Origin of the sequence: Lactiplantibacillus songbeiensis, assembly GCF_005405125.1 — a bacterium.
GTDB lineage: Bacteria > Bacillota > Bacilli > Lactobacillales > Lactobacillaceae > Lactiplantibacillus > Lactiplantibacillus songbeiensis.
In genome coordinates this window covers 58,894-82,862 of sequence record NZ_BJDL01000023.1, presented here as the reverse complement: position 1 = coordinate 82,862, position 23,969 = coordinate 58,894, and the positions used below count along the sequence as shown (strand labels likewise).

24 protein-coding genes are annotated in these 23,969 nt (G+C 45.4%); 12 read left to right on the top strand and 12 right to left on the bottom strand.

Annotation, left to right across the window (positions count from 1 at the left end; translation table 11 throughout):
- Positions 1-419 precede the first annotated feature (419 nt).
- Positions 420-725 carry a protein-tyrosine phosphatase family protein gene (locus FFM77_RS09815; RefSeq protein ID WP_137635581.1) on the top strand — a complete coding sequence of 102 codons (306 nt, stop codon included), beginning with the start codon at positions 420-422 and terminating at the stop codon, positions 723-725.
- A gap of 342 nt (positions 726-1,067) precedes the next feature.
- On the opposite strand, the gene FFM77_RS14010 is transcribed toward FFM77_RS09815, so the two are convergent.
- Positions 1,068-1,241, bottom strand: a complete 174-nt coding sequence (locus FFM77_RS14010) for a hypothetical protein (protein WP_171001597.1) — start codon at positions 1,239-1,241, stop codon at positions 1,068-1,070.
- A gap of 689 nt (positions 1,242-1,930) precedes the next feature.
- Between FFM77_RS14010 and FFM77_RS09810 the strand changes: the two genes are divergently transcribed.
- From FFM77_RS09810 to FFM77_RS09785, 6 genes are all read left to right on the top strand, one after another.
- Positions 1,931-2,263: an FMN-binding protein gene (locus tag FFM77_RS09810; protein ID WP_137635580.1), complete on the top strand. Its 333-nt coding sequence runs from the start codon at positions 1,931-1,933 to the stop codon at positions 2,261-2,263.
- A gap of 106 nt (positions 2,264-2,369) precedes the next feature.
- The gene (locus tag FFM77_RS09805; RefSeq protein ID WP_137635579.1) at positions 2,370-3,383 is read left to right on the top strand and encodes a hypothetical protein; all 1,014 of its coding nucleotides are present in this window, start codon (positions 2,370-2,372) and stop codon (positions 3,381-3,383) included.
- Between the two features lie 60 nt (positions 3,384-3,443).
- Complete coding sequence (locus tag FFM77_RS09800; protein WP_379893348.1) at positions 3,444-4,565, top strand: YibE/F family protein; 1,122 nt, start codon at positions 3,444-3,446, stop codon at positions 4,563-4,565.
- Complete coding sequence (locus FFM77_RS09795; RefSeq protein WP_137635577.1) at positions 4,562-5,326, top strand: YibE/F family protein; 765 nt, start codon at positions 4,562-4,564, stop codon at positions 5,324-5,326. The genes FFM77_RS09800 and FFM77_RS09795 overlap by 4 nt, the downstream gene beginning before the upstream one ends.
- Before the next feature lie 91 nt (positions 5,327-5,417).
- Positions 5,418-5,981: a GNAT family N-acetyltransferase gene (locus tag FFM77_RS09790; protein WP_137635576.1), complete on the top strand. Its 564-nt coding sequence runs from the start codon at positions 5,418-5,420 to the stop codon at positions 5,979-5,981.
- Positions 5,982-6,076: 95 nt separating this feature from the next.
- On the top strand, positions 6,077-6,748 hold the full coding sequence (locus tag FFM77_RS09785) for a histidine phosphatase family protein (protein WP_137635575.1): 672 nt from the start codon (positions 6,077-6,079) through the stop codon (positions 6,746-6,748).
- Positions 6,749-6,817: 69 nt separating this feature from the next.
- On the opposite strand, the gene FFM77_RS09780 is transcribed toward FFM77_RS09785, so the two are convergent.
- The 6 genes from FFM77_RS09780 to asnB all read right to left on the bottom strand — a co-directional run bounded on the left by FFM77_RS09780 (position 6,818) and on the right by asnB (position 14,859).
- The gene (locus tag FFM77_RS09780; protein WP_137635574.1) at positions 6,818-7,846 is read right to left on the bottom strand and encodes an alpha/beta hydrolase; all 1,029 of its coding nucleotides are present in this window, start codon (positions 7,844-7,846) and stop codon (positions 6,818-6,820) included.
- A gap of 552 nt (positions 7,847-8,398) precedes the next feature.
- Complete coding sequence (locus FFM77_RS09775; protein WP_137635573.1) at positions 8,399-9,880, bottom strand: UDP-N-acetylmuramoyl-L-alanyl-D-glutamate--2,6-diaminopimelate ligase; 1,482 nt, start codon at positions 9,878-9,880, stop codon at positions 8,399-8,401.
- A 70-nt stretch (positions 9,881-9,950) separates the two neighbouring features.
- A complete protein-coding gene (locus FFM77_RS09770; protein ID WP_307722473.1) occupies positions 9,951-11,060 on the bottom strand; it encodes an acyltransferase family protein in 1,110 nt (369 codons plus the stop codon).
- Positions 11,061-11,230: 170 nt separating this feature from the next.
- Positions 11,231-11,392 carry a DMT family transporter gene (locus FFM77_RS09765; protein WP_223876816.1) on the bottom strand — a complete coding sequence of 54 codons (162 nt, stop codon included), beginning with the start codon at positions 11,390-11,392 and terminating at the stop codon, positions 11,231-11,233.
- 358 nt (positions 11,393-11,750) lie between these two features.
- Positions 11,751-12,956 (bottom strand): aspartate kinase, encoded by a 1,206-nt coding sequence (gene dapG / locus FFM77_RS09760; protein WP_137635572.1) that lies wholly within the window; start codon positions 12,954-12,956, stop codon positions 11,751-11,753.
- 4 nt (positions 12,957-12,960) lie between these two features.
- Entirely contained in the window at positions 12,961-14,859 is a 1,899-nt protein-coding gene (gene asnB, locus FFM77_RS09755) for an asparagine synthase (glutamine-hydrolyzing) (protein ID WP_137635571.1), read from the bottom strand.
- A gap of 530 nt (positions 14,860-15,389) precedes the next feature.
- Between asnB and apf the strand changes: the two genes are divergently transcribed.
- Positions 15,390-15,977 (top strand): aggregation-promoting factor, encoded by a 588-nt coding sequence (gene apf, locus FFM77_RS09750; protein WP_137635570.1) that lies wholly within the window; start codon positions 15,390-15,392, stop codon positions 15,975-15,977.
- Positions 15,978-16,478: 501 nt separating this feature from the next.
- Here the strand turns inward: apf and FFM77_RS09745 are convergent.
- Complete coding sequence (locus FFM77_RS09745; protein ID WP_137635569.1) at positions 16,479-16,910, bottom strand: MerR family transcriptional regulator; 432 nt, start codon at positions 16,908-16,910, stop codon at positions 16,479-16,481.
- A gap of 105 nt (positions 16,911-17,015) precedes the next feature.
- Between FFM77_RS09745 and FFM77_RS09740 the strand changes: the two genes are divergently transcribed.
- A complete protein-coding gene (locus FFM77_RS09740) occupies positions 17,016-18,038 on the top strand; it encodes an NAD-dependent epimerase/dehydratase family protein (RefSeq protein ID WP_137635568.1) in 1,023 nt (340 codons plus the stop codon).
- 29 nt (positions 18,039-18,067) lie between these two features.
- Here FFM77_RS09740 and FFM77_RS09735 read toward each other — a convergent pair whose 3' ends face one another.
- Both FFM77_RS09735 and FFM77_RS09730 read right to left on the bottom strand, forming a co-directional pair.
- Entirely contained in the window at positions 18,068-18,394 is a 327-nt protein-coding gene (locus FFM77_RS09735) for an AzlD domain-containing protein (RefSeq protein WP_137635567.1), read from the bottom strand.
- Positions 18,387-19,091, bottom strand: a complete 705-nt coding sequence (locus FFM77_RS09730) for an AzlC family ABC transporter permease (RefSeq protein WP_137635566.1) — start codon at positions 19,089-19,091, stop codon at positions 18,387-18,389. The genes FFM77_RS09735 and FFM77_RS09730 overlap by 8 nt, the downstream gene beginning before the upstream one ends.
- A 192-nt stretch (positions 19,092-19,283) precedes the next feature.
- Between FFM77_RS09730 and FFM77_RS09725 the strand changes: the two genes are divergently transcribed.
- A complete protein-coding gene (locus FFM77_RS09725) occupies positions 19,284-19,502 on the top strand; it encodes a helix-turn-helix domain-containing protein (RefSeq protein WP_137635565.1) in 219 nt (72 codons plus the stop codon).
- A 798-nt stretch (positions 19,503-20,300) separates the two neighbouring features.
- Positions 20,301-21,017: a MerR family transcriptional regulator gene (locus FFM77_RS09720; RefSeq protein WP_137635564.1), complete on the top strand. Its 717-nt coding sequence runs from the start codon at positions 20,301-20,303 to the stop codon at positions 21,015-21,017.
- A 72-nt stretch (positions 21,018-21,089) separates the two neighbouring features.
- Here FFM77_RS09720 and FFM77_RS09715 read toward each other — a convergent pair whose 3' ends face one another.
- Both FFM77_RS09715 and FFM77_RS09710 read right to left on the bottom strand, forming a co-directional pair.
- Complete coding sequence (locus FFM77_RS09715) at positions 21,090-21,809, bottom strand: DUF4811 domain-containing protein (protein WP_137635563.1); 720 nt, start codon at positions 21,807-21,809, stop codon at positions 21,090-21,092.
- On the bottom strand, positions 21,809-23,281 hold the full coding sequence (locus tag FFM77_RS09710; RefSeq protein ID WP_137635562.1) for an MDR family MFS transporter: 1,473 nt from the start codon (positions 23,279-23,281) through the stop codon (positions 21,809-21,811). Before FFM77_RS09710 ends, FFM77_RS09715 begins: the two co-directional genes overlap by 1 nt.
- Before the next feature lie 129 nt (positions 23,282-23,410).
- On the opposite strand from FFM77_RS09710, the gene FFM77_RS09705 reads away from it, so the two are divergent.
- Entirely contained in the window at positions 23,411-23,863 is a 453-nt protein-coding gene (locus tag FFM77_RS09705) for a MerR family transcriptional regulator (protein ID WP_137635561.1), read from the top strand.
- Positions 23,864-23,969 lie beyond the last annotated feature (106 nt).

Sequence of the window (23,969 nt, the reverse complement as noted above, 5' to 3'; positions counted from 1 at the left end):
TTGAGGATGTGTCCTTTTAGTTTACACAAAAATTGGTGTTGATGGGAAATCCATCAACACCAAATATTGTAGAACCCTATTCTTGTTTTATCAAGCGGAATAGCTGTGGGCAATATCTAAAGTGAATGATAACTTATAACGTAGGGGGCTTGAAAAGAAAACTTTGTCATTATCACCCTTTTTCATTAAAATAATGTACAGGAAAGACATACACCGATACAGAATAACTGATTTTGGTTAAAATCGGTTATTGGTAGTGTAGAAATTTTTTAATCTGAGAATTGTCGTCTGAAATCAGAATGAAAAATTAGCAATTAATATAGCCGTTCAATCTGTTTTCGCGTCCGCGGATGCTTCAAGTGGATATAAAGGTTAGCTTGATAACAGTTACACGATGACCATTATAGAAAGGAAATTCCATGGATATTAATATATTCGATCGAGATGAATTGATAACAAATGTCCTTAATCAATTAGCCGACAAAGCTAATTTAGAGTCAGTTGATTTAGTACTCCTGAATTTTAATCTCTCGGCTAAAGAAAGCCATGATTTGATGGCTTTTATAGCTGAAAAGCAGGTCAAAAAACAAGCATTATCTAAACAAGAATGTGTTGCTCAGGTGTTAAAGATTAAGCCGGACATTGAGAGTGCCGATGGATTTGTTAATCAATTAAAAAGTGCATTTGTTGCAGAAGGCCGCTTTCCAGATGTTTTAAATCAGTAGGTACATTAATTTTAAGCGCATTATCCTGTACTTCTAGCGGGACGGTATTCTCAATTAGCATTGAATCCTGTAGCATATGTGATACAAAAAAAGACTTAACCAATGGCAATCACCATCTGTTAAGTCTTTTTCGGGTTTAATTATCATCGTTAGTGTCATCATCAGAGTTATGGTTGGTAACGTGGTGAGTGATAGTTGGAGACGTTTGAAAGTGATTATTAGAGAAAATCCAAGCAAACACACTGCCAAGTAATAAGAATTTCAGCAAGTAAATTAACATCGGTTAGGGCCTCATTTCTTAAAAGGTGATGTTTATTTAATAACCGGAAAGTGTTCTAATTGTTATTCATCGTCACTATCATCAACGTAGTCACGGCCGTAATCACCGTCGCTGCCATCAATATCAGTGAAATGATGATCAGGTTGAGTGGTCGTCGTCTCGCTAGGTGGGTTTCCAAAGAAAATCCACGCAACTACGCCGGTAAAAATTAAGGAACCTAATAAGACAATTAACATCGCTATCTAACCTCATTTCCAAGAATAAGTGCAAGGTACGCCTTAAAGTTAGCACGCGGTTGAATCGGCAACTATCAAATTATTGTAAAGGCTTGGTTAGGAAACCGTAAATTATTTAGGGTCGTGAGAATCATGTTGCGTCGGCACTTTACCACCAATCCAGATGCTAGCGGCCATGATGACTAGTAGAAAAATACTAATGACTAAAATTGCCATTGTGTTCACCTCGGTTTATCAGCTTTAATAACTCATACCATAACGTTCTAATCACGGACTAACTATCAAGAAGCCGTAAAGTTAAGGTGACAGTTGTGTAAAGGTGTGTTGGTGACTATTTAATGGCTGTTTTGCAATATACCTTGATCAAATGGTGGTAGATGATGATTCGGTGAAAATGACTTAATGACGGGCAGGCCAGAATTGGCTCAGTGGTGTCGTTTGACTTAGCCGGTAGTTTTCTGGCTTAGATAAAGCCAGACTTTTGAGACCGCATTATGGCTCAAAAACACGACCACCACGTTCCAGTTAATTCTGGATCAACCAGAGTGGCAATTTAACACCAACTGACATTAATTCCCGTTACCTATAAATCCATAGTAAAAACCAATCATTTCCGGTGCTAAATCCCGATATGACCGTGTTAAGATAAACATGGAAGCGTTAACGAGATGTGAAAGGATGGGAGTAATATGGCTAAATATCGAGCTGGTGCCTATAAAATCGTTGGTGACGGTTACTTGCATGATTTGCCGTTAACCATTTCTTTTTCAGCTGATCGGATTACTGGCATTAAAGTCAAGCCAGGGACCAAGCTCCACGGACTAGAAAAGCAGGCAATTCCTAAAGTTGTGCATCGCATCTTGACTGAGCAAACCGTTGATATTGATGCGGTGACTGGTGCCACGGTGACTAGCGATGGCTTAGTCGATGCGGTAACCGATGTGATGGACGCGATGGATGCTGGTGTTGCGCCGGATGGTCCCGCTGAAGATGATGATCAGCATCAAATTGAATCTGCATAAATTAAAGCGTTAACTAACGGCAATTCTTGGTAGGTTTTGTGCCGTCAGTTGACGCTTTTCTTGTTATAATTAATTTAATAGAAATTGCGGAAATGGAAGTGACAGCATGCAAGTTGCTGGACAATTTTTAGCCACGATTGGCTGGTTAGGGTTGGCGTTAATTGTCAGTGAACTGGTGGCGACTGGAATTTATCTAGCCGGACAGTGGCTGGGCTATCGATTAAGCGGGTCACAAGTGGTCCTAGTTGCTGGGTTCCGTTATCAGATTGCGCGGGTTACTGGTCATTGGCACTGGCAACGGCCACTCACGAGTTATCCACACTTGGTCGCGCTACCACCAACGGATGCCAAGCGGTTTAACTATGCCAGTATTTGCTTTAGCGGCGGCTTATTCAGCTTATTAACGGTCATTATTAGCCTGGTGACGGTGGCTCAAGTTACGGTGACGTTTAACTTGTGGTTGATGGTTGCCGTCATTTGGATCTGGGTCAACACGCTCAAAGCGGGGCAGTTGTTGCCGATGATGTTGCATGGTCGACCGACCGGGGCGTTAGACTTTAAAACGGCGCGCACTTCAAGTGCGGCGTTAACGGCCGCTTATGTCACGCAGCTAGCGGCGGCCACTACTGTGATGACGGGGAGTGTAGCGTCTTTACCAGTGGACGCGATCTTGATGCCAACTGGTGGTGATCGGCAGAATTATTTAGTTGTTCGCCAAGCTTGGGTGACGTTGCAATGGGGCTTGCAGCATAGTTTATCGTTACCGGATTTATTGACTGGTTTAGATCGGTTAGCGCCTAGTTTTAATACGTTGCCCCCAGCGGACTTAGCCATTTATGTGGATGCGACGATTTATTGGAACCTTATTGCTAATCGAACGGGTGCACAAATCATTGGTTGGTATCAAGATACGGGTTTACAACGATTGCGCCAGCGTTATACCCCTTTAACGCAGTATAAGCTGCAAGCCGCATATACTTGGCGAGTTGATCATCAAGAGGCACAAGCCTTGGCTTTGATTGACCGTGGGTTAATTCAAGCTAAGCGGGTTGCGGCGATGACCGAGGTCGAGTGGCTCAAAGCGTTACGGACGAAAATCCAAACTTCTGGTAAAGATTAGCTCACAACCAGCGCAACGACCATAGCCCGTGCTATGCTGGGATTAGCTTAAGTGAGAAGGGTGAAAACAGTGAAGCAGCAAGTGAAACGCCACTGGGGATTATGGCTAACGATAATCGTGGTGGTGCTCGGATTGATTGGGGTCGGTTTGACCCGTTGGGACGCACCGTTATACCAGCAGACGGTTGCCAAAGTAACACAGGTCCACGCGATTAATCGCAACAGTAGTACCGATGAGTTTCAGAACAAAGATGTGACTTATCAGCAAGCCGTGACGGTGCGGGTCTTGAACCATCGGCATCAAGGGCAGACTTATCAAATTCGTAATACGTATACGAAGTCGGGCGCGATGGATCAAGCTTATCGGGTCGGCGATCAGGTCTTCGTGCGGGTGCCAGCTACTAAAAGTAGTTCGGTGACGATTCAAGGGTTAAAACGTGATACGGCCCTAGCGTTTGTCGCGTGGTTAGCGTTAGCATTGTTACTCTTGATTATGCGTTTTAGCGGTCTGATGGCTCTATTGAGTGTCACGTTGAATGCGGTGCTTTTTTATGGGGCGATTCAGCTTGATCTGATGACGAACGGTGGCCATCTTTATTCATTGTTTGGGGTGTTAGCGGTGATTTTTGCTGTATTAACACTTTGGCTCGTACAAGGCTTTTCTCGCCAGATGCTGGTGACGCTTGGGGCGACAGTGGCAGGAACCGGGATTGCGGTCATCATTAGCTTGATCGTCTTCGCCGTGACGCATGAACGGGGTGTGACCTATGAAGCGATGCAATATGTAACCCAAGTGCCCCGACCACTATTCTTAGTTGAAACGGTGCTCGGTTCCTTGGGGGCCGTGATGGATGAGTCGACTGATATTGTGGCGTCGTTATTTCAACTCAAACAAGAACGTCCGGATATTGCCCCCAATCAGGTCTTTAGATCAGGATTGCAAATTGGCCATTCCATTATGGGGCCATTAATTAATGTACTCTTCTTAATCTTTATGGCGGATACGTTTGCTATGACGTTACTTTATTTACGCAACGGTAATAATTGGGGCTATACTTTTTCAATGAATATGTCGTTGGGCATGGTCCAAAGCTTGATCTCAGGGATTGGGATTGTCTTAGCGATTCCGGTGGCGAGTTGGTTAGCTAGTCGGCTATTACCTGGTCAGGAGGCGGCCGTATGAGTACGATTACGGTATTAGGCTTAGTCCTGTTTGTGTTGATGACGATTATTGGTGGTAAGACCGGAGCGACCGCTTTTCTGAGTTTGATTTTTAACTTTGGTCTACTTTTTTTAGCCGTTGTGCTGATTTCTTGGGGCTTCCCGGCAATGGGGGTCTCCTTAGTGATTGGGACGATTATTCTTGCTTTTACGATTTTCTTTGGTGAAGATAACGAATTAGCGGCCAAAACGGCGTATATCGCGGCTTTAATTGTGATGGTGGCGTTGATTCTAGTCATTTTTCCAGTGGAACATTGGATTATGGCACAAGGGTTTAGTCTAGAAGACAGTGAAGATTTGGAAGGAATGTCGCTGACAATTGGCGTGTCTTTTGTTGGGGTTGCTGTTACCGAAGCTATCCTAAGTACATTAGGAGCGATTGCTGAAGCGAGCATTGCGATTGCGGCGGGGCTAAGTGAAATTATCGAACAATACCCGCACGTGACAACCGCACGACTGTATATTGATGGGATTAGTATCGGCAAACAAATTATTGGAACGACCTTTAACACGCTATTTTTCGGCTTTTTCGGTGGCTTCCTAGCATTATTTATTTGGTTCTCCGGTCTACATTATTCTTTCGGCAGTGTGATTAACAATAAAATATTTGTTGCTGAAGTCTTAATGGTCTTGTTCTCCTTAATTGGGGTGATCTTGACGGTGCCGGTGACGACCTGGGTGATGACGCTGGAACATCGGCATACCGCGAAGCAACAAGATTGACGATGGTTAGCGACATTTGATACGATAAGCAATGAATGAACTTAAAACGATAATTTAAATTATAAAAATAATAATGAAGGAGTGTTAACGTATGGAGATTCGACAAGCACAACCAGATGATGCCACGCAAATTGCCCCGTTAGTTGGGATGATTTACCGTGATATGGAGATGCCGATTTTACGGACTGTCTCACGAGTTGATTTGTTAGCGATGCTGACGAATTTGTACGAAAAAAAGGAGAACCTGACTGGGTTGGCGCAGACGTTTGTGGCTGCTAAGGGTGCGAAAGTGTTCGGGGTGGCGTTTGGCCATCCAGCAGAAAATGAAATCAAGGTCAACCAGTTGCTACAACAAGTCTCGGCGGCACAACCTGGGTTTCCAGGCCCCTTAGTCTTAGGCGGTGAAAGCCAGCCGGGTGAGTGGTATTTGAGTATGCTGGCGGTTGACCCACAGGCGCAAGGCCAAGGGATCGGCAGTCAGTTGTTAGATGCATTGCCGAAGTTAGTTGCCCCACAAGGCGCTGCCAAGTTGAGCTTGAACGTTGACGATGGCAATCCCGGTGCAGCGAAGTTATATCGGCGGCAAGGGTTTGAAAAGGCCGGTGAATTGACGATTGGGATTCATCCGTATGCCCATATGATTAAAGCAATTTAGTGAGAAAAGTCTGAGGCGGTGGCCTTAGACTTTTTTTATCCGGTGAGAACGGGTAAACTTAACGTAGCAATTAAGTTAGGAAGGATGCTTAACCTATGCAAATTTACTTTGTGCGACACGGTCGTACCCAATATAACATTGAACATCGGTTCCAAGGTGGTAACTCAGATTCGCCCTTATTAGCGAGTGGGATTGCTGGTGGTAAAGCTGCTGGCCGGCGACTACAAGCCGTCGACTTTGCGCAAGTTTACAGTAGTCCGCAAAAGCGGGCACTGGATACAGCCAAGTATATCGTGGCTGAAAATCAGTGGCAGCCGACGATTCAGATTGAACCACGGTTACGAGAGTTTAACTTTGGGACTTGGGACGGGATGCGGGAAGAAGATGTCGTGCCACAATCGCAAATGGCATTACTACTACATCATCCAGCCGAATACCAACCAGAACTAGCCGGGCAAGGTGAGAGCTATGCAGAATTTGTTGAACGAACTACGGCGGCAGTCCATGATGCGGTGGCATTGGCGGGTGTTGATAATCCTAAACCAATACTAATGGTGTCACATGGGTTAGTCACAACGATGACCATTAAAGCGCTATTGGGGATTCCAGTGGCGAAGTTCCGTGATCCATTGGTGATTGACGGTCAAGAACTGCCAACGATTGGGCATGGAATTGTTGATAATGATAGCCTAACGATTGTGAACACGACGGATAATCAGCAGTTTGGGATTGAAACTTGGAATGAAACCGATTTTTTAGCGCACTAATCAAATCAGGCCACGATAGCTGAAACCAGTTATCGTGGCCTGATTTAGTTTTACTTTAAAAGTGACGCCCTAGACTAAGTTAACCAAACGTTCAGTCATCAGGTCGGCAACATCGCGGGCTTGCCAGAATTGATCAATCAGTGGTGCAAAGGCGTGATTCTGACCTTGATATTGCACAAACGTGGTGGCGACATCGGCCGCTGCTAAATGCGTGGCATATGACCAAGCCTGGAGACGGAATGGGTCAAACTCGCCGACCATGATTAAGGTTGGTGGGGTCGTCGCAAAGTTGGCTTGGTTGATGGGTGTTATCAAGGGATCACTCGCATCAATTTGGGACGGTAAGTAGGTTTGCGTCATGATAGTGTCCAATTGTTTAAACATCGTATGGTAGTGGGTGAAAATCGGCTGTTGCGCTGGAATAATCGTATATTGACTGGCATCCCAAAGTGGTCCGGTATGATCAGTCCCCGGTGCCGTCACCGGATATAACAGTAATTGCTGGTGAATGTTGTGACTGCCAAACTGGCGATTAAGGTTCGCCACGGCCATCGCGATATTCGCGCCAGCTGAATCGCCAGCAATGGCGATCTTAGCTTGCGGATAGTCGCGAGCTAACGCTTGGATGACGGTTAGGCCATCCAGAATGCCTTCCGGTGCTGGATGTTCAGGCGCTAAGCCGTAATCGACATTGAGAATCTCACAGTGACTGCGGTCGGCGATGAGCTTGAGTAGGATGGTATTATTGGCGGGCGTACCGCCATAAAAGGCCCCACCATGAAAATAAACTAGAACTTGTGACCCGGTAATGGTTCGCGGTGTTAGCCATTCGACGTTGACGGTCCGTTGTAAGGCGGTCATAGTTTTAGGTGTTACGCTTACCAAGTCACCGATTGGATCGGTAATCGGTGGGGTCAAACTGCCTGCACGTAGACTAGCCAGATCATTGGCTAGACTGACTGGTTCTTTGAACTTAGTCAAACCAGCTAAGACGCGGGGGTCAAATTGACCGCTTGCGATATTAATATTGAATGGTTTGGTGATTTTGAGCACGCCGTTGATGCGATTCGTACGTTCGGCAACTGGTGATGTAATCATTAATGCCACCCCCTGAGTGGATTTAAGGTTAGTATTGTTAATTAAATGACGCTTAGTGTTAGTTGGTTTAAATTGTCACTCTGGTTGGTCCAGAATCGGCTGGAACGTGGTGGCCACGTTTGGAAGCCAAAGTGCGGTCTTCCAAGCCGGGCTTTATCTAAGTCGGGAAACCACCGACTAAGATAAACGACACCACTGAGCCAATTCTGGGCCGCCCGGCGTTAGTTAACGGGAATTAATGACTATTTATTATCGACCACAAATTGAGCCGAGAGGTTAGTTTCTAAAATGGCTCATGGCATTCCAGCGTTTTAGGAACCAACCGGCAGACAGCAATTTTAACTAGTACCAAGCATCCTATTATTAATTAAATTATAATCAGCTGGACGGCGTAGGGGCAATTATTACAGATTGTAAAGTTAGTTGACTTTACTTAATTAGCTAAGGATGGCTGATATGATGGGCATCGATTAATTTATAAGTTAAGTGTTAACTAAAAAAGACGCACTAATGGCGCTATTTGTAGCGTCGCTAGTGCGTCCTTTTTAGAATTTAATCGATAGTTGGTTTTAAAGCTAAAGCTTTGGCAGCTTCTTCACTGTCATCGAAATGGTGCTTGGTCCGGCCGAGAATTTGATAATCTTCATGACCCTTACCAGCGATTAAGACGACATCGCCAGGTTGGGCCTGGGCAATGGCGGTTGCAATCGCTTCATGGCGATCAACGTATACCGGCACATTGGCATCAGGTACACCGGCCACCATATCTTGTAAGATCATCTCAGGATCTTCCGTCCGGGGGTTGTCGGACGTGAAGATTGGCTTGGTACTGCGGTCAACTGCAATTTTAGCCATCTTTGGCCGTTTGCCTTTATCACGGTCACCACCACAGCCGACGACACAATAAATGTCTTTTTTCGCGAAATCTTGAATGGTTTCTAAGGCGTTTAATAAGCCATCTGGCGTGTGGGAGTAGTCAACAATGACACTGACACCGGTGTGCGATGGCACTGCTTGGAAGCGGCCTTTAACACCGGTGACTTTTTCTAAGGATGCAATAATTTGATCCTCAGGAATACCACTGGCATAGGCAGCGGCAAATGCCGCCAACATATTGTAGACGTTGAATTGGCCAATCAATTGCATCGTCACGTGGGTCATATGGCCAAACACCGATAGGTCGAATTCAGTCCCATGACTGTGGATTTGCACGTTTTGCGCGTTGATCATCGCATCGGGCTTTAAGCCAAAGGTTAAGACATGTGCTGCGGTGTATTGTTCGAATTCTTTGCCAACAGGATCATCGGTGTTTAAAACGGCAACTTTTTCAGTCCCGTTAGCGCCGTATTTGTTGCCGAGTTGGGCGAACAACATGGCCTTGGCCTCGGCGTAGTTGGCCATCGTCTTATGAAAGTCTAAGTGGTCTTGCGTCAGGTTGGTGAAGACGGCGATATCGTAATCGATCCCCCAGACCCGACCAAGTACTAAAGCAATCGAAGAGACTTCCATGGCGACGGTGTCCACGTGGGCATCTCGCATGGCGGCTAAGGTCCGTTGGGTGGTAATGGCATCAGGCGTCGTGTTAGCAGTTGGCAACTTTTCGTCTTTAATCTTGCGATACATGGTCCCAATCAAGCCAGTTGCTTGATGTTGGTCCCGATAAATTTGTTCAATCAGGTGGGTCACGGTCGTCTTACCATTAGTTCCAGTAACGCCAATCATCCGCATCTTTTGGCTGGGTGCGCCGTAGAAGACATCGGCTAAAATAGCCATCGCGCGTTCAGTGTTAGCTACATAAATGACTGGTACGGTCACCTTGATTGGTTTTTGAGCGACGATGATTTTTGCACCGGCTTGGACGGCTTGATCGACCAGCGTATGGCCATCAACGTGGTAACCGTCGACGGCGATGAACATGGCACCGGGCTTGATTTCGCGAGTATCTTGGGTCAACATAGTGACGTCAAAGTCAGTCGTTAACGCGGGTTCAACGCGTTTGAATTTTAAACTATTAATTAATTGACTTGCTTTCATAAATAGATACGTCCTTTTCAATAAATGTCGTAATTTACTCTCTTTAGAATACATGCAATTCGCTGAAAAGTCACTGTTTGTGAGAATTTTCTAACGGCCGTTTGAGCAGTGACCAGCCCCAATGCAAGCCGAACGCTGTGGCAAACGATGCTAGCCAAGTAAGTAAGTAGGTGAGACTAATTAACCAGACAGGTTGCTGATTGAATATCGATGCCGTCCATGACCAGAATACATATAGCCAAAAGACGTTTGCAAGATAAGCACGATAGGCGTAAGTGGCGAGCCAATGAATGACCGGTAAACTAGCGGCTTGGTGCTGTATTTGATACATGGCAAACCAAGCAATTAGCCCGATAACCAGCAGCGCGTAGAGTGTCATGGACGGCTGATAATAAGGGGCATTGCTAAGCTTGACCGGCGTGCCGAATTGAGCAAACTCCCAATTGATGCCAATTAGACTAAGTAAATAAGCCCCTACTAACCACCAATGCCAATGTTGCAACCAAGGCATCACGGTTGCACGGTATTGCCAGGTCAGACCACCAAGAATGGCATAAGGTAGGAAACTGATAAAAAGCCGATCCAATAAGTACCAAGTATGGGCTTGAGGTCCATGCCAAACAGCCACATCATACCAGGCTAACCAAGCCAAGTAGCTGACTGTTAATAGGCTAAGTGTCAACCAAATGAGCCGTGGTCGTGTCAGTTGGCGGAACATGTACCAGAATAGTGGCATTAAGATAATAAATTGCAGCATCATGGTGTTATACCACAAATGTGGTGCGGCATTACCAGTGATAAATTGCCAGCTAAAGCTGAGTGCGTCGTGATAAGGTCGGTGCTGTTGTAAGTTGGGCATCGCTAATAGGTAGACCAGTGTCCAGCCAATCGTCGGGAAGAAGAGTGCCGACCATTGTTGGCGTAAATACTGTGGATAAGCGGTTAACTGGCTTGGATAAGTCTGGCGATTAGTGGTGTAGAAGATGCCAAAAATAAAGGCGGGGGCCGTGAATTTAACAACATTATAAGTAAGTCCAATCCCACGTTGGACTTGCAGACTCGGCTGGGTCGACAGTACTAAGGCTAAAACAGTTTGGAGTATCACCGCCGTACACGCAGCAACTTTCATAAAGTCGCCGATGTCAGCGGTGGGGGTGTTAGTTGGTTGAATAAGCGTCACCTTCAATGGTTCCAATATAGCACATTTAGGCGGGTAACCAAAAAGCCGCCAGACGACTTGTTCAGCGATAAAGTCTGATTTTAAAAGAAGTGGCTCCTAGTGACGTCGACTAGCATCAATAGTAAGCCGAATAAACGTGTTAATTTGCCTAGTTGGATTTGAAATTCAAATCAGCTAAATTGGTCAATTAAAGTCCTCATCACGATTTGACTAAAAATTGGTAGGCCGGCCGTTTGGATACTGCCAAGGCGTAGGAATAATAAATTGACCGTTAAGCCTATAACGCCTAAGACGCCACCTATGAGAGTGGGGCCTAAAGCTAATAAGAACAAGATCAAATTCCTTCTACTTAGAGTACAGGCTACTACCTCTAGTTAACTGCAAGCGGAAAGCTTGAACTTTCGAAAAATTATCGTTCATTATATCGATACCTGAATATTAACGTCGGGCGGTCCAGAATTGGCTCAGTGGTGTCGTTTATCTTAGTCGTGGTCTTCGACTTAGATAAAGCCCGGCTTTCGAGACCGACCTTTGGCTCGAAAACGCGGCCACCACGTTCCAGCCGATTCTGGGCCAACCAGAGTGGCAACTTATAGCTAACTAAGCACACATCAGTCTATGTAGCCCAAAGACTATGAATTATGGCAGACACTAAAAAAGCCGCCAGACAAATTGTCTGGCGACCCATTTTTAGTTATCAATACCTAAAAAGGCATCATGTAATGCATTCATGGCAACTTTTAAATCAGCTTCTTTAACTAATACCCAAATCGTGGTATAGCTATCAGTTGATTGTAAGATGTCGATATGTTGGGCGCTTAACGCTGTCACAATCTTAGCCGTGACACCAGGGGTCCCAGTAATACCGGCACCGACAACGGAGACTTTGGCACAGTTGCCAATGGCTTGGCAATGGACGTGTGCTTTGGTCAATAAGTCGTTGGCCACTTTGGCATCACCATTCACTAAGTTAAAGACGACTTGATGCTGGGTGATGTTAATAAAGTCAACGCTTAACCCGTGGGCCGCCATGAGTTCAAAAATTTCACTCGAACTCAACGTATCGGTTGGCACGGTGAACTGGGTCAGCCCAGTCTGATGGGCAATCCCAGTAACTGTCCGATAGTGTTCAATCTGCGTGGTGGTACGGTCGGTAACCAAAGTCCCGAGTTCATCGGGGGCTTGGTATGTCGACCGAATTCGCATTGGCACGTGTGCTTGTTCAGCGATTTCTACGGCTCGGGGATGAATCACTTTCGCCCCTTCATGCGCCATATTGGCTAATTCTTCATAGCTAATGGCCTTAATGAAGCGCGCGTGGGTGACTAAGCGGGGATCAGCGGTCATCATCCCGTTGACATCGGTGAAGATATCAACGCGTTTGGCTTTAAATGCCGCCCCGAGAATCGCAGCCGAAGTATCGGACCCACCACGACCAATTGTTGTGATGTGACCAGATTCCGTCGCACCCTGAAAACCAGTGACGACCACTACGTCGGCATCGTCGAAAGCATCATTGATGGCTTGCGGTTTGACCCGTAAAATCTTGGCGTTTTGGAATTCATCACTAGTGACAATTCCGGCATCTTGACCAGTCATGGCCACGACATTTAAACCTTGTTCGCGGGCTAATTCCGTAAAGACGGCGGTTGAAATCGTCTCACCAACGGAGACCAGCATATCTAATTCCCGGTTGGTTAGCCGTGATTGTTCCCCGTGCACTAAGCCGAGTAAGGAATCAGTGGCGTAGGGCGCGCCTTTACGACCAATCGCCGAAACGACCACAATGACTTTATCGCCTTGGTCGACGGCGTATTGGACGTGGCGGAGCGCTTGTTTGCGCGCGGCATCGTCTTTAACGGACGTCCCGCCAAATTTTTGCACGATAATTTCCATGGCTTTACTCCTCGATGGCACTGGCATGCGCGTTAGCGGCCGGACTATCCATTAAGATATCGTCTTCCACGTAGATCTTGTGCCACATCATAAAGGTTAAGACAGTCCATAACTTCCGGGAGTTATCACGAACACCGTCACGATGATCAGAGAGCAACTTCAAGAAGTAATCTTTATTAAAGTATTGATCTGTCTGGGAGTCTTTAATGATGTTTTCAGCCCAATCATACATTTCATCTTTTAGCCAGAACCGAATTGGGACTGGGAAGCCAAGCTTCTTGCGATGTAAGACATGTTCTGGAACGACATCTTCCACGGCTTTGCGCAAGATATACTTGGTTGTGCCGTGACTAATGCGTAAGTCCGCTGGAATCTCAGCCGCTAAGTTGTAGACTTCACGGTCCACAAATGGGGTCCGGAGTTCCAAACTATGTGCCATTGTGGTTCGGTCAGCATTATGCAAGAGATCACCGTTTAACCAAGTGTGCATGTCGATGAATTGCATCCGACTGATCGGATCGTAGTCAACCGATTCATCGTAAAATGGTTGGGTAATCGACTGGAACGGATGGTTGCGATTGTAGTCTTTAATGAATTTTTGCTTTTCATCTTCACCGAAGATAAAGGCATTCCCAACGTAACGATTCTCAAGCGGCGTTGTTCCCCGCAATAAGAATGAACGACCGCGCATTCCTTCAGGCATCATTAAGCCAATCTTCTTGAGCGCACCATTGATTGGTTTCGTATAACGGAACGGTTTCAATGATTCGGGTTCATGATAGATGGTGTAGCCACCAAAGAGTTCGTCAGCACCTTCACCAGTTAAGGCGACTTTGACGTGCTTACGGGCTTCTTTGGCTAAGAAGTACTGCGGCACAGCGGCCGGGTCAGCCAACGGATCATCCATACTCCAAACGAAGTGTGGGAAGGCCTTCATGAACGCTTCGGGCGTAATCGTCATGCTGTAGTTTTTGACACCTAAGACTTGGGCCGTTTCTTGGGCAACGTCTAATTCGCTGTAACCTTCACGTTCGAAGCCGACCGAGATCGTTTCAAGGTTGGGGTTATAGTTCTTAGCGATAGCGACAATAATTGAGGAATCAATCCCACCAGATAGGAATGAGCCGACTGGGACATCGGAACGCATGTGAATCTTCACGGAGTCAAAGAGTGCGTCTTTGATCTTTTGCGCATATTCAGCTTCGGTTCGTTTAACCGGATGGAATTCACGATGATAGTACCGGGTGACTTGCGGTGCTGAACCAAGCTTCTTCGTTAACGAGCAGCCAGGGGCCAACATCTTGATTTCTTTAGTTAACGTCTCAGGTTCTGGGACGAATTGGAAGGTCATGTAATCTTGCATGGCATTCTTATCAAAGGTCTTATCCTTTAAAATCTTGTAGATCGCCTTGCTTTCAGAGGCGTAATAGAAATTATCGTCTTTGATGGCATAGTAGAATGGCTTGATTCCAAATTGATCCCGGGCAGCGAACAAGGTCTGTTCCTGCTTATCCCAAATCACAAAGGCAAACATCCCTCGTAAATATTTGGTGGCATCTTGTTTGTATTTGGCATACATGCCTAAGATGACTTCTGAATCAGAACTGGTCTTGAATTCATAGCCTTCTGCTTTTAATTGTTCCCGTAATTCAACATAGTTATAGATTTCACCATTAAAGGTCATCCAGTAACGTTCGTTGTCGTAGGAAAGGGGTTGATGCCCACCTTCCAAGTCAATAATACTCAAGCGTCGGAACCCCATTGTAATGTGGTCGTCAGCAAAATAACCGTCGTCATCGGGACCCCGATGGACAATCATTTTTGTCATTTCGTGGATGGTCTGATCGTAAGCCGCGTTATCCGCTTTGGTTCGATCTGTTAAGCAACCAGCAAAACCGCACATGTCTGTTCATCTCTCAATCTGTAAAGTTTAAGTTAATTCCTACTATAATATGAATACTCAGGTTTCGTTGCTAAAGTTACTTGATTTCACCGGCTAAGTAAAGCTTTTAACGGCTTTATAATGGTTTCTTATCGAAAATTTGGGTTAAAATCGATATTTTTTGGCAATGACCCATTTCTTAACCGTCAACTTAGCAGTCAAATGGGACGTGATGAGTATACTTTAATTATTATACTTGGTTTAGGTGCCAAGATAAAGCCATTCCGGTTATTCAATCGCTTTCAGTTTGACGAAAATGTGAAAGAAACCGGACTATTTTCTGAAAGATAACCCACTGATTCCGGCTTGAATGTTACAAAATATTACAAAATGACCCTTATATTACAGAAAACCGGTTAAATCGTAATAAAACTGCTATTGCACTGTTACATCCGGCCGGTATACTTAGCTCCTGTTGTTAAGCGCGGCGATCAAATGGTCACACCCGCTTTATCGAAACTTACCCAAATCACAGGAGTGAAGAAATTTATATGAAGATTAAGAGTTTACTATTATCAACCGTAGCTGCAGCTGGCTTATTTGTTTTCAGTGCTGCCGCAGTCAATGCCGACACCGTTACTGTTAAGGCCGGCGATACGGTTAGTTCAATTGCTAACGCCAACAATACGACGATCTCAGCAATTGAATCAGCTAATTCTTTAGCGAACGTTAACTTAATTTACGTTGGCCAACAATTAGAAGTTAATGGCTCAACCACTCAAGCTTCGTCAAATAACCAAGCAACTACGACGACGGCAACGACGACTAGTCAAGCAACGACGGCGAACACCACCCCAGCTGCGTCAACGACTACGACGACCAACAACGCCTCAAACTACTCAGCAACGACGAGTGGTTCTGATGGTTCTGCGAAAGCTTGGATTGCCAACAAAGAATCAGGCGGTTCATACAGCGCTCGTAACGGTCAATATATCGGAAAATACCAATTAAGCTCATCATACTTGAACGGTGACTACTCAGCTGCTAACCAAGAACGGGTTGCGAACAACTACGTATCATCACGTTATGGTTCATGGTCAGCTGCGCAAGCACATTGGCAAGCTAACGGCTGGTATTAAAAGAGTGCGAGTCAAGCCGGGTTGCTAGTGAGCATTGCCTAGCCCAGTGATTACACGGTGTTTTTCCGTGTCGTCACTAGGCGTAGCAAGCGGAACTAGCAGGTTTGAGGAACACGTTTCAGCCAATTTTAAACAAAACCAAAGAAACGCTAAGTCAAAAAAGGATCCAGTTTTCGTTACTTAAACGAAAGCTGGATCCTTTTTCTACTATATTAATAGTGTAAAAGTTAACTGGTTATTTAGCCGTCTTCGTTGACCAGCAGGTTCGCGGTGGGGCAGACCTGCAGCCAAAGTTCGGTCTGCAGGGCACTTGTTAGCCGAAGATCACGTCTAACAAGCTGGCCCAATCACTAAGGCCGGAAAGCCCACCGGTCAAAGTGATTCGACACGGCGAACCTGCTGGTCACTGCGACTCAAATTGACTTTATACCACCTATTGTTAGTAAATTGTTTTGAGTATCATTAATTAGGCAATATTAGTCCAGAATATCTGAATCAACTTTAATAAGGATCTGCCAAGCCGTTAGCAACTTTGTCTGCTTTGGCGTATTGCTGCTCCAAGGTCACTAATTCAACGGCATTAGAGGCGCCATAGAGTTGCAGTTTGAAGTCGATTTCGTGCAGGTTATTCATGATTTTTTGTTGTTGTGCCAAGATAGCTTGGCGATGGGTCGTTAATAATTGCTGGCGATGGGCGATACTACTGGGACCTTGCATGACATCATCAATGTATTGGCGAATTATTTTGAGCGGCATGCCAGTATTTTTTAAGCAGGTGATAGTGTGAATCAATTGTAGGTCGCTATCAGTAAAGGTCCGATAACCCGCAGCGTTGCGACTGACGAATGGGAGTAAGCCTTGCTTATCGTAAAAGCGAAGGGTGTAAATTGAGAGCTGCGTTTTTTCAGCAACTGTTTTAATGGTATAAGTCATTTAAAAAATCTCCTTGCCATAGAGTATAGTCGAGGGTTTAAGCTGATTACCAGTTTAGAAGTTCATGGACTAAAAGACAAGTGCTTAATAAGGGAGATTTTTTAAATGCAACCAATGGTATTAGTGACGGGTGGTAGTGGCTTCTTAGCCTTACACCTGATTCGGCAACTATTGACAGCTGGCTATCCAGTTCGGGCAACGTTACGGTCATTAGATAAGGTGGCCGCGGTGCGCCAAGCATTGACGGCACAGGCGACTCTGAATATGGCGCAATTGAGCTTTGTGACCGCGGACCTGACCCAAGATACTGGTTGGTTGGCAGCGATGACTGGCGTTACAACGGTGATGAGTGTGGCCGCGCCAGTATTCGTGAATGGTGAAACGGTTGCGCATGAGGTTGAACAAGCAGCGGCAGATGGGACCTTACGAATTTTAAAGGCAGCTGATCAAGCCGGGGTCAAACGAGTAGTGATGACGGGTAATCTTGGTGCGGTTGGCTTCAGTCGACTAGATCATCAAGGACCTGTTACTGAAGCTGATTGGACGAGTCCGGTCCAACCAGGCTTATCATTATATGAACGGTCCAAATTAATTGCTGAGCAGCGGGCCTGGGCGTATGTTCAGCAGCCGCAAGTGACCGTCCAATTAACGGTCATTAATGCTGGTGCGATGTTAGGACCGGCACTGGGGACGCATGTTTCGGGTAGTTTTGGGTTATTGAGCCGCTTATTAGCGGGACAAGTGACGCCTAACTATCAGGTGAATGTGGTCGATGTGCGCGATGTGGCTCGCTTACATGTGTTAGCCATGCAAGTTCCGGCGGCAGCCAATCAGCGGTTCTTAGCGGTTACTGATGATGCGTTGACGGCCAAGCAAGCCATTGCGTTAATTCAACAACAGCGTCCCGCCTTGGCCAGTCGGTTACCCAAGCGACTATTACCAACGTGGCTAGTGCGTGGGTTAGCCCCATTTAGCCAACCAGTCAAAGAAGTCTGGCTGATGATGCGCCTCAATCACCAGGTTAGTAATCAGCATGCCCGTGAGGTATTGGAGTGGCAACCGATGAGTGACCGCAACCAAGCGGTATTAGCGGCGGTAGATAGTCTTAGTCAAAACCAGCAAAATTAAAAAAACGACTGCCAGTTGGCAATCGTTTTTTAGCCCCAACCAAGTAACCGGATGGCAGCCATGGCAATCACACCCGTAATGACTACGGCTAGCAGGCTCTTCGTGAGGACGCCAGCAATAATTGCTGGGATGGACGCGTAGATGTTTTCCAGATTAAAGCCGGGCCAATGTCCAGCATGGTAGACGAGCAGACTTTCAATAAAGATTGCAGTCATAATGGCTACTGGGACGAATGACAGAAAATTAATCAACCAGCGGGGGACCGTTAAATTTTTAATAATGGCAAAGGGAACGACCCGGGATAGCCAGGTGACTAGGCCGGCTAATAAAATCGTGATTAAAATATAATTAGTCATGTGGGCTCACCGCCATTCCAAAGCCGCAGCCTAAGAGCGTTGCGATAAGTAAGGCGATGTTACCTGGGAACCAACGCATTAAGAAATACATCATGATAGCGACAAAGATGACGACTAATAATTGCAATTTGATGGGTTTGCTGCGATCAGTAATCATTTGTAAGTATAGTAGGCCAATAAACATACCAACGACGGCGAAATCTAACCCGAATTGATTTGGGTCGGTAATGAGATTACCTAGTAGACAACCCACGACGGTTGCCAAAGCCCAGATTGCATAGGCTAAGAGATTAGCACCATGCAGCCAGTTAGGCTTGAGCTGATGGTTAGTCTGATTCAACTTGTTCATGCTCAAGGCAAAGGTCTCGTCGGTCAATAATGAGCCGATGCCGATATTATTTAGTAAGGAATCTTGCTTAAAATATCGAGCCAGCGACATGCTCATGAGAATCATCCGGGAATTAATGAGAAACGTTGAGAGGACGATGGCGGATATTGGACTACCAGCTAGCAGCATACTAATGATAATAAACTGGGCGGAACCCGCGTAGACGATGAGCGACATCAGTAAAACAACAAGCACTGATAGGTGGCTCGTATTGGCTACGATTCCCATTGCCAAGCCAACCCCGATGTAGCCGAAAAGGGTTGGAATGACGTCTTTTAATCCACTACGAAAAGTTAGGTCAGCATTCATGATTGTTGGGGTCACCTCACATTCGAAATTTTTAAAGCCAATAAATAATAGTGTACACTTTTTGGTGAAAACAGTGAAGATTATTATCATATCATTTTAATAAACTTGCCAGAAAATTATTGCTTGCATTTCGTAAGCAGCGGGCGTAACATAAGCTCATTGAAATTTTGAAAGGACAAATGGTGAGAGAAAATGACTCTGGAACAATTAGCAGCCCAAAGCGGGGTCGCTGCTGATAAAATCGTGGCTTACACCAAGGCAGGTTTATTACCTTGTAAAGATGAACATGCAACGTTTAGTGCCGACGATCAATATTGGCTAGATATGGTCAATTGCTTCTTAGAAAATGGCTCATCCGTTGAGGACTTAAAAGACTTGATGCCACTTTGCGAACAGTGTGCGGTCAGTTAGTTCAATATTAGGATCTGTAAATAAGTGACGCGGTTTAACTGGAATTCTTCGGTTAGACCGCGCTTTTGTATTAAAAAAGAATGATGTTAGCTTGCCACACTGGTTGGTCTAGAATCGGCTGGAACGTGGTGGCCGTGTTTGCGAGCCAAAGTGCCGTCTCGCAAGCCGGGGGTTATCTAAGTCGAAAACCACGACTAAGATAAACGACACTACTGAGCCAATTCTAGCCCGACGTCGTTAATTACCACCAAGTATACGCTTGGTGCTAGTTGGCTTAAATCGTCACTCTGGTTGGCCCAGAATCGGCTGGAACGTGGTGGCCGCGTTTGCGAGCCAAAGATCGGTCTCGCAAGCCGGGCTTTATCTAAGTCGGAAAATCACCGACCAAGATAAACGACACCACTGAGCCAATTCTGGACCGCCCGCCGTTAACTAACGGAAATTAAAAAATTAACGATTGATTATTTAAAGTTCAGCTATTCAACCGGCAGGCGGTAATTTCAACTAGCACCAGGCGTACCAAGTATCTATTAAAGCACAGAAAATTAACGCCCAGTTTAAGCGAGCTATAAAATGCTCAGTAAATTAGGCGATTAATTTAGATTAATCTGGATTGGTACTAATTGAATTAAGGTAGCCGCCAGCACCAGTTTCAATCCAGGTTAATCGGGGGCACTGTTTTTCATTACCCAGGAAATAATTGGACTTGGCAAGTGACACTTTTTTCGCAATAATAAAAGAAAAGTCTTGCTCGTGACGTTACGTCATTCGTTATAACTAACCATGGAGGTGAAAGTTATGTCTGAATATACGACTGGTGAGTTGGCTAAGTTGGCCCAAGTTTCAGTGCGCACGATTCAGTATTATGATCAACGTCAGCTGTTACGGCCGACCGCGACGACTACTGGTGGACGGCGATTATATACGGCGGCCGATTTGGATCGGCTAAAGTTGATTTTGCTGTTAAAGGGACTGGGCTTATCTTTGAAGTCAATCCAGGCCGTCTTGGCTAGTGATGAAGCCACGGCCGTTTTACACGGTCTCCTACAAGTGCAGGTAGCAAAGCTACAAGCTCAACAAGCATTAGCCACGCAACAACTGGCACGAATCAATCAACTACAAGCTGGTTTGAACGAGTTGACTAGCGTACCAATCAAATCCATTACGGACATAACACAGTTAATGACCAATCAACAGGGGTTACAGCGGGTGCATTGGCGGTTATTAGTTGGTGGTGGTTTGCTAGATGTTTTAGAACTAACCACTTTAGTTTGGGGAATTGTCCGTGGTCAATGGTGGCCGTTGGGCATCGCGGTGCTGATGGCGATCATCGGTGCGGCAGGGTTAGTCTATTATTACTTCGGCACAGTTAATTATCGATGCCCACATTGTCAGGCAGTTTTTAGGCCGACTTTTTGGCAAGGCTTTTGGGCCCGGCATACGTTAAAGACCCGGCGCTTGACCTGCCCTAATTGTCATGAACGTCATTTTTGTATTGAACAGTTTAAAGCATAAATTAACGTCAAAAGAGCCATTCGCAATCAGTTTCGATTGCGAATGGCTCTTTTGACGTTAGGTCACAGTTATTTAGTGACTCGTTTTGACTTGTTGAATCATACTTTGCATGGCTTGTGCCTGGAACTTAGCGGCAGCGGCCTTTTCAAGCTTGGCTAATTGGGATTTTGACAGTGATGGATTTTTCATCATTGCAGCCTTAACTTCATTACCCACGTAAACTTTTGCTCGTGACTTCAAGGTCTTGGCTTGTTGTTTAGCGAGGGTGCTGAGCTTTTTAGCTTGCGTCGTACTTAAAACGACCCAATGCTTTTTAATATAGAAGGTATTGTGACGGCTGATCAATTCGTGATCATTGTCAGCAATGCCAAACCAGAACTTAGCTGCGTTACTCTTATAAGTCCAACGCGTCGTTTTAGTCACTAACTTAGTCGTCCCAGTGGTTCGTTTGACTTGGTTAGTGATCTTAGTGCTAGCCGTGGTATGGCTGATTTTCTTTTGACCAGTAGTCTGTTTATAAATGTAGACCCGATGTTTATCCGCGGTCCCCACTGATTGGTACATTAGCAGGTCCATTTGGTTACTACCAGCGGATTTCAAAGGCGTGGTTTTTGTCGTGGTGACTTGTTCCATGCCATAGTGGGCACTATCATTACGAACGACTAAGACTAGTGAAACGACTAAAGCAATCCCAAAGATGGCAGTTAAAAGCAAACGAGTGGCCGATTGGTGCATATAGACGAAGGTTAAGAATAACGCAATCGTACTAATTACTAATAAGACGAGAATCATTAGTTGTTAGCCCCCTTTGTAGCCGGTTTAACGGAATGTTGTTTGTCTTTCATGAAGAAGGCGACAACGAGCCCAACAAGACAGAAGGCCACCGCTACGTAGAAAGCCGCGTGATACCCATTTAAAGTGGCGGCGAAGTATTCGTCTTTGTAGCCGAGCGGATTGCGCTTGATCAAACTGTGAGCTGGGGCTTGTGACGTCGTAACGTTAGATAGGACCGACGTTAAGATAGCAGTCCCAATAGAACTAGCCACTTGACGAATCGTGTTATTGACGGCAGTCCCATGACCCATCATATCAACAGGCAAGGCATTCATCCCAGCAGTCGTGGCAGGCATCATGACCATCGAAATCCCGAACATCCGTAAAGCGTATAAGACAACGATATAAATCGTGGCCGTATCACGGGTGATGAAGATGAAAGGAATCGTTCCGGCAGTTAATAAGAACATTCCGAGCGTGGTCAGGCGTTTAGCCCCAAAGCGGTCAAAAGCCCGTCCAGTAATCGGACTCATGATTCCCATCATTAAGGCCCCGGCTAGCAAAGTTAACCCAGACTGGAATGCGGAGAACCCATGAATGATTTGCAAGTACAATGGAATGACCATTTCGGCGCCGACCATGGCCATATTGGTTACGGAACTTAAAACGGCCGCAATCGTGAATTCAGAGTGTTTGAAGACGCGGAATTCCAAGAATGGTTTTTCCATGGTTAATTGACGCCAGACGAATAAGACAATCATGACGACTCCAATAATTAAGGTGGTCAAGACTTTAGCAGACGTCCAACCGTCATCCCCAACTGAAGAGAAGCCGTAAAGTAAGCTCCCAAAACCTAACGTAGACATACCTAATGATAGGAAGTCGAGTTTAGGTTTGGAGGTTTCTAAGACATCAGCCATGAAGAACAGGCCGGCGATTAAGACAATCGCGACGATTGGAATAATTAAACCGAACAAATCACGCCAGCTTAAGTTATCAATGACCCACCCAGATAAAGTTGGGCCGATCGCTGGGGCGAGGCCGATGACGATGCCGGCCATCCCCATGGCAGCGCCCCGTTTGTTAGCGGGGAAGATGGTTAACATGATTGTTTGTAATAATGGCATGGTAACCCCAACACCCATCGCTTGGATTAATCGTCCAGCGAGTAGAAATTGAAAGCTAGGTGCGGTAAAACAAATGATGGTCCCAATTTCGAAAATGGTCATTGCTGATAAATATAACCATTTGGTACTGAAACGAGTACTGAGCCAGGCACTAACTGGGATCATAATCCCATTGACTAGTAAGAAACCGGTCGTTAGCCATTGGACAGTGGACGTTGTAATATCGAAAGCCTTCATCAAAGTCGGAAAGGCCGTCGTTAAAATTGTTTGGTTAAGGACTGTACAAAAAGTCCCGATAAGTAAAATGGCAATGAGCAAGCCGCGTTTGTACGGTTTCCCATTGGTATCAACTGTGGTTGACAAGTAAATCCCTTCTCTCTAAAAAACTACGATATCTAATATAAGCTGATTTAATGCTTTTGTCAACAAACTTGACATTAATGTAAAAAAATATATACTGAATATTGGAAATCTAAGAAAAGAGGTTATTTCGTGGACAATCAAGACGAGGTATTCTTTAAAAAATTAAAATCGCAAATTAACAAGCATAAATTCACCGTTGGCATTAGTGATTTGGCTAAGACAACGGGGGTCTCACAGACGCAACTCCGTTATTGGGAACAAAAAAGTTATATTCATAGTGAAGCGACCACTGAAAAAAATAGTGCGCACCGGTTTTCATACGGGACGTTAATGCGGGTTCACTTTATTAAAGCGATGCTCGATGAAGGCTTTACGTTAGCTGCGGCCACACAAAAGGCCAGGGATCATTCGAAGCAGATGGAAATGATGCGGATCTTTATGATTAATGCGTTTCAAGGGATTGAAGAACGCGAGGGGCATCATATGTTGAATCTGGGTTATTTTGATGACGCACAAACACAGTGTTTGTACTGCTACATTGCGGATGGCGAGCCTCATTATCGGGTTTATCCGGTGAAATAAGTTAGGGTGCACTAGCTTCTGGCTTGTGAAACCGGTTGATTAATGGTAAATTTAAGGCGGTAAGAGTCGGTAAGTCACTCGGACAATCAAGTTTTCCGCTTGTCAA

Excerpts from the sequence above, each read along its gene's own strand:
- FFM77_RS09815 (WP_137635581.1), top strand. The coding sequence starts at position 420 with ATGGATATTAATATATTCGATCGAGATGAATTGATAACAAATGTCCTT.
- FFM77_RS14010 (WP_171001597.1), bottom strand. The coding sequence starts at position 1,241 with ATGTTAATTGTCTTATTAGGTTCCTTAATTTTTACCGGCGTAGTTGCG.
- FFM77_RS09810 (WP_137635580.1), top strand. The coding sequence starts at position 1,931 with ATGGCTAAATATCGAGCTGGTGCCTATAAAATCGTTGGTGACGGTTAC.
- FFM77_RS09805 (WP_137635579.1), top strand. The coding sequence starts at position 2,370 with ATGCAAGTTGCTGGACAATTTTTAGCCACGATTGGCTGGTTAGGGTTG.
- FFM77_RS09795 (WP_137635577.1), top strand. The coding sequence starts at position 4,562 with ATGAGTACGATTACGGTATTAGGCTTAGTCCTGTTTGTGTTGATGACG.
- FFM77_RS09790 (WP_137635576.1), top strand. The coding sequence starts at position 5,418 with ATGGAGATTCGACAAGCACAACCAGATGATGCCACGCAAATTGCCCCG.
- FFM77_RS09785 (WP_137635575.1), top strand. The coding sequence starts at position 6,077 with ATGCAAATTTACTTTGTGCGACACGGTCGTACCCAATATAACATTGAA.
- FFM77_RS09780 (WP_137635574.1), bottom strand. The coding sequence starts at position 7,846 with ATGATTACATCACCAGTTGCCGAACGTACGAATCGCATCAACGGCGTG.
- FFM77_RS09775 (WP_137635573.1), bottom strand. The coding sequence starts at position 9,880 with ATGAAAGCAAGTCAATTAATTAATAGTTTAAAATTCAAACGCGTTGAA.
- dapG (WP_137635572.1), bottom strand. The coding sequence starts at position 12,956 with ATGGAAATTATCGTGCAAAAATTTGGCGGGACGTCCGTTAAAGACGAT.
- asnB (WP_137635571.1), bottom strand. The coding sequence starts at position 14,859 with ATGTGCGGTTTTGCTGGTTGCTTAACAGATCGAACCAAAGCGGATAAC.
- apf (WP_137635570.1), top strand. The coding sequence starts at position 15,390 with ATGAAGATTAAGAGTTTACTATTATCAACCGTAGCTGCAGCTGGCTTA.
- FFM77_RS09745 (WP_137635569.1), bottom strand. The coding sequence starts at position 16,910 with ATGACTTATACCATTAAAACAGTTGCTGAAAAAACGCAGCTCTCAATT.
- FFM77_RS09740 (WP_137635568.1), top strand. The coding sequence starts at position 17,016 with ATGCAACCAATGGTATTAGTGACGGGTGGTAGTGGCTTCTTAGCCTTA.
- FFM77_RS09735 (WP_137635567.1), bottom strand. The coding sequence starts at position 18,394 with ATGACTAATTATATTTTAATCACGATTTTATTAGCCGGCCTAGTCACC.
- FFM77_RS09730 (WP_137635566.1), bottom strand. The coding sequence starts at position 19,091 with ATGAATGCTGACCTAACTTTTCGTAGTGGATTAAAAGACGTCATTCCA.
- FFM77_RS09725 (WP_137635565.1), top strand. The coding sequence starts at position 19,284 with ATGACTCTGGAACAATTAGCAGCCCAAAGCGGGGTCGCTGCTGATAAA.
- FFM77_RS09720 (WP_137635564.1), top strand. The coding sequence starts at position 20,301 with ATGTCTGAATATACGACTGGTGAGTTGGCTAAGTTGGCCCAAGTTTCA.
- FFM77_RS09715 (WP_137635563.1), bottom strand. The coding sequence starts at position 21,809 with ATGATTCTCGTCTTATTAGTAATTAGTACGATTGCGTTATTCTTAACC.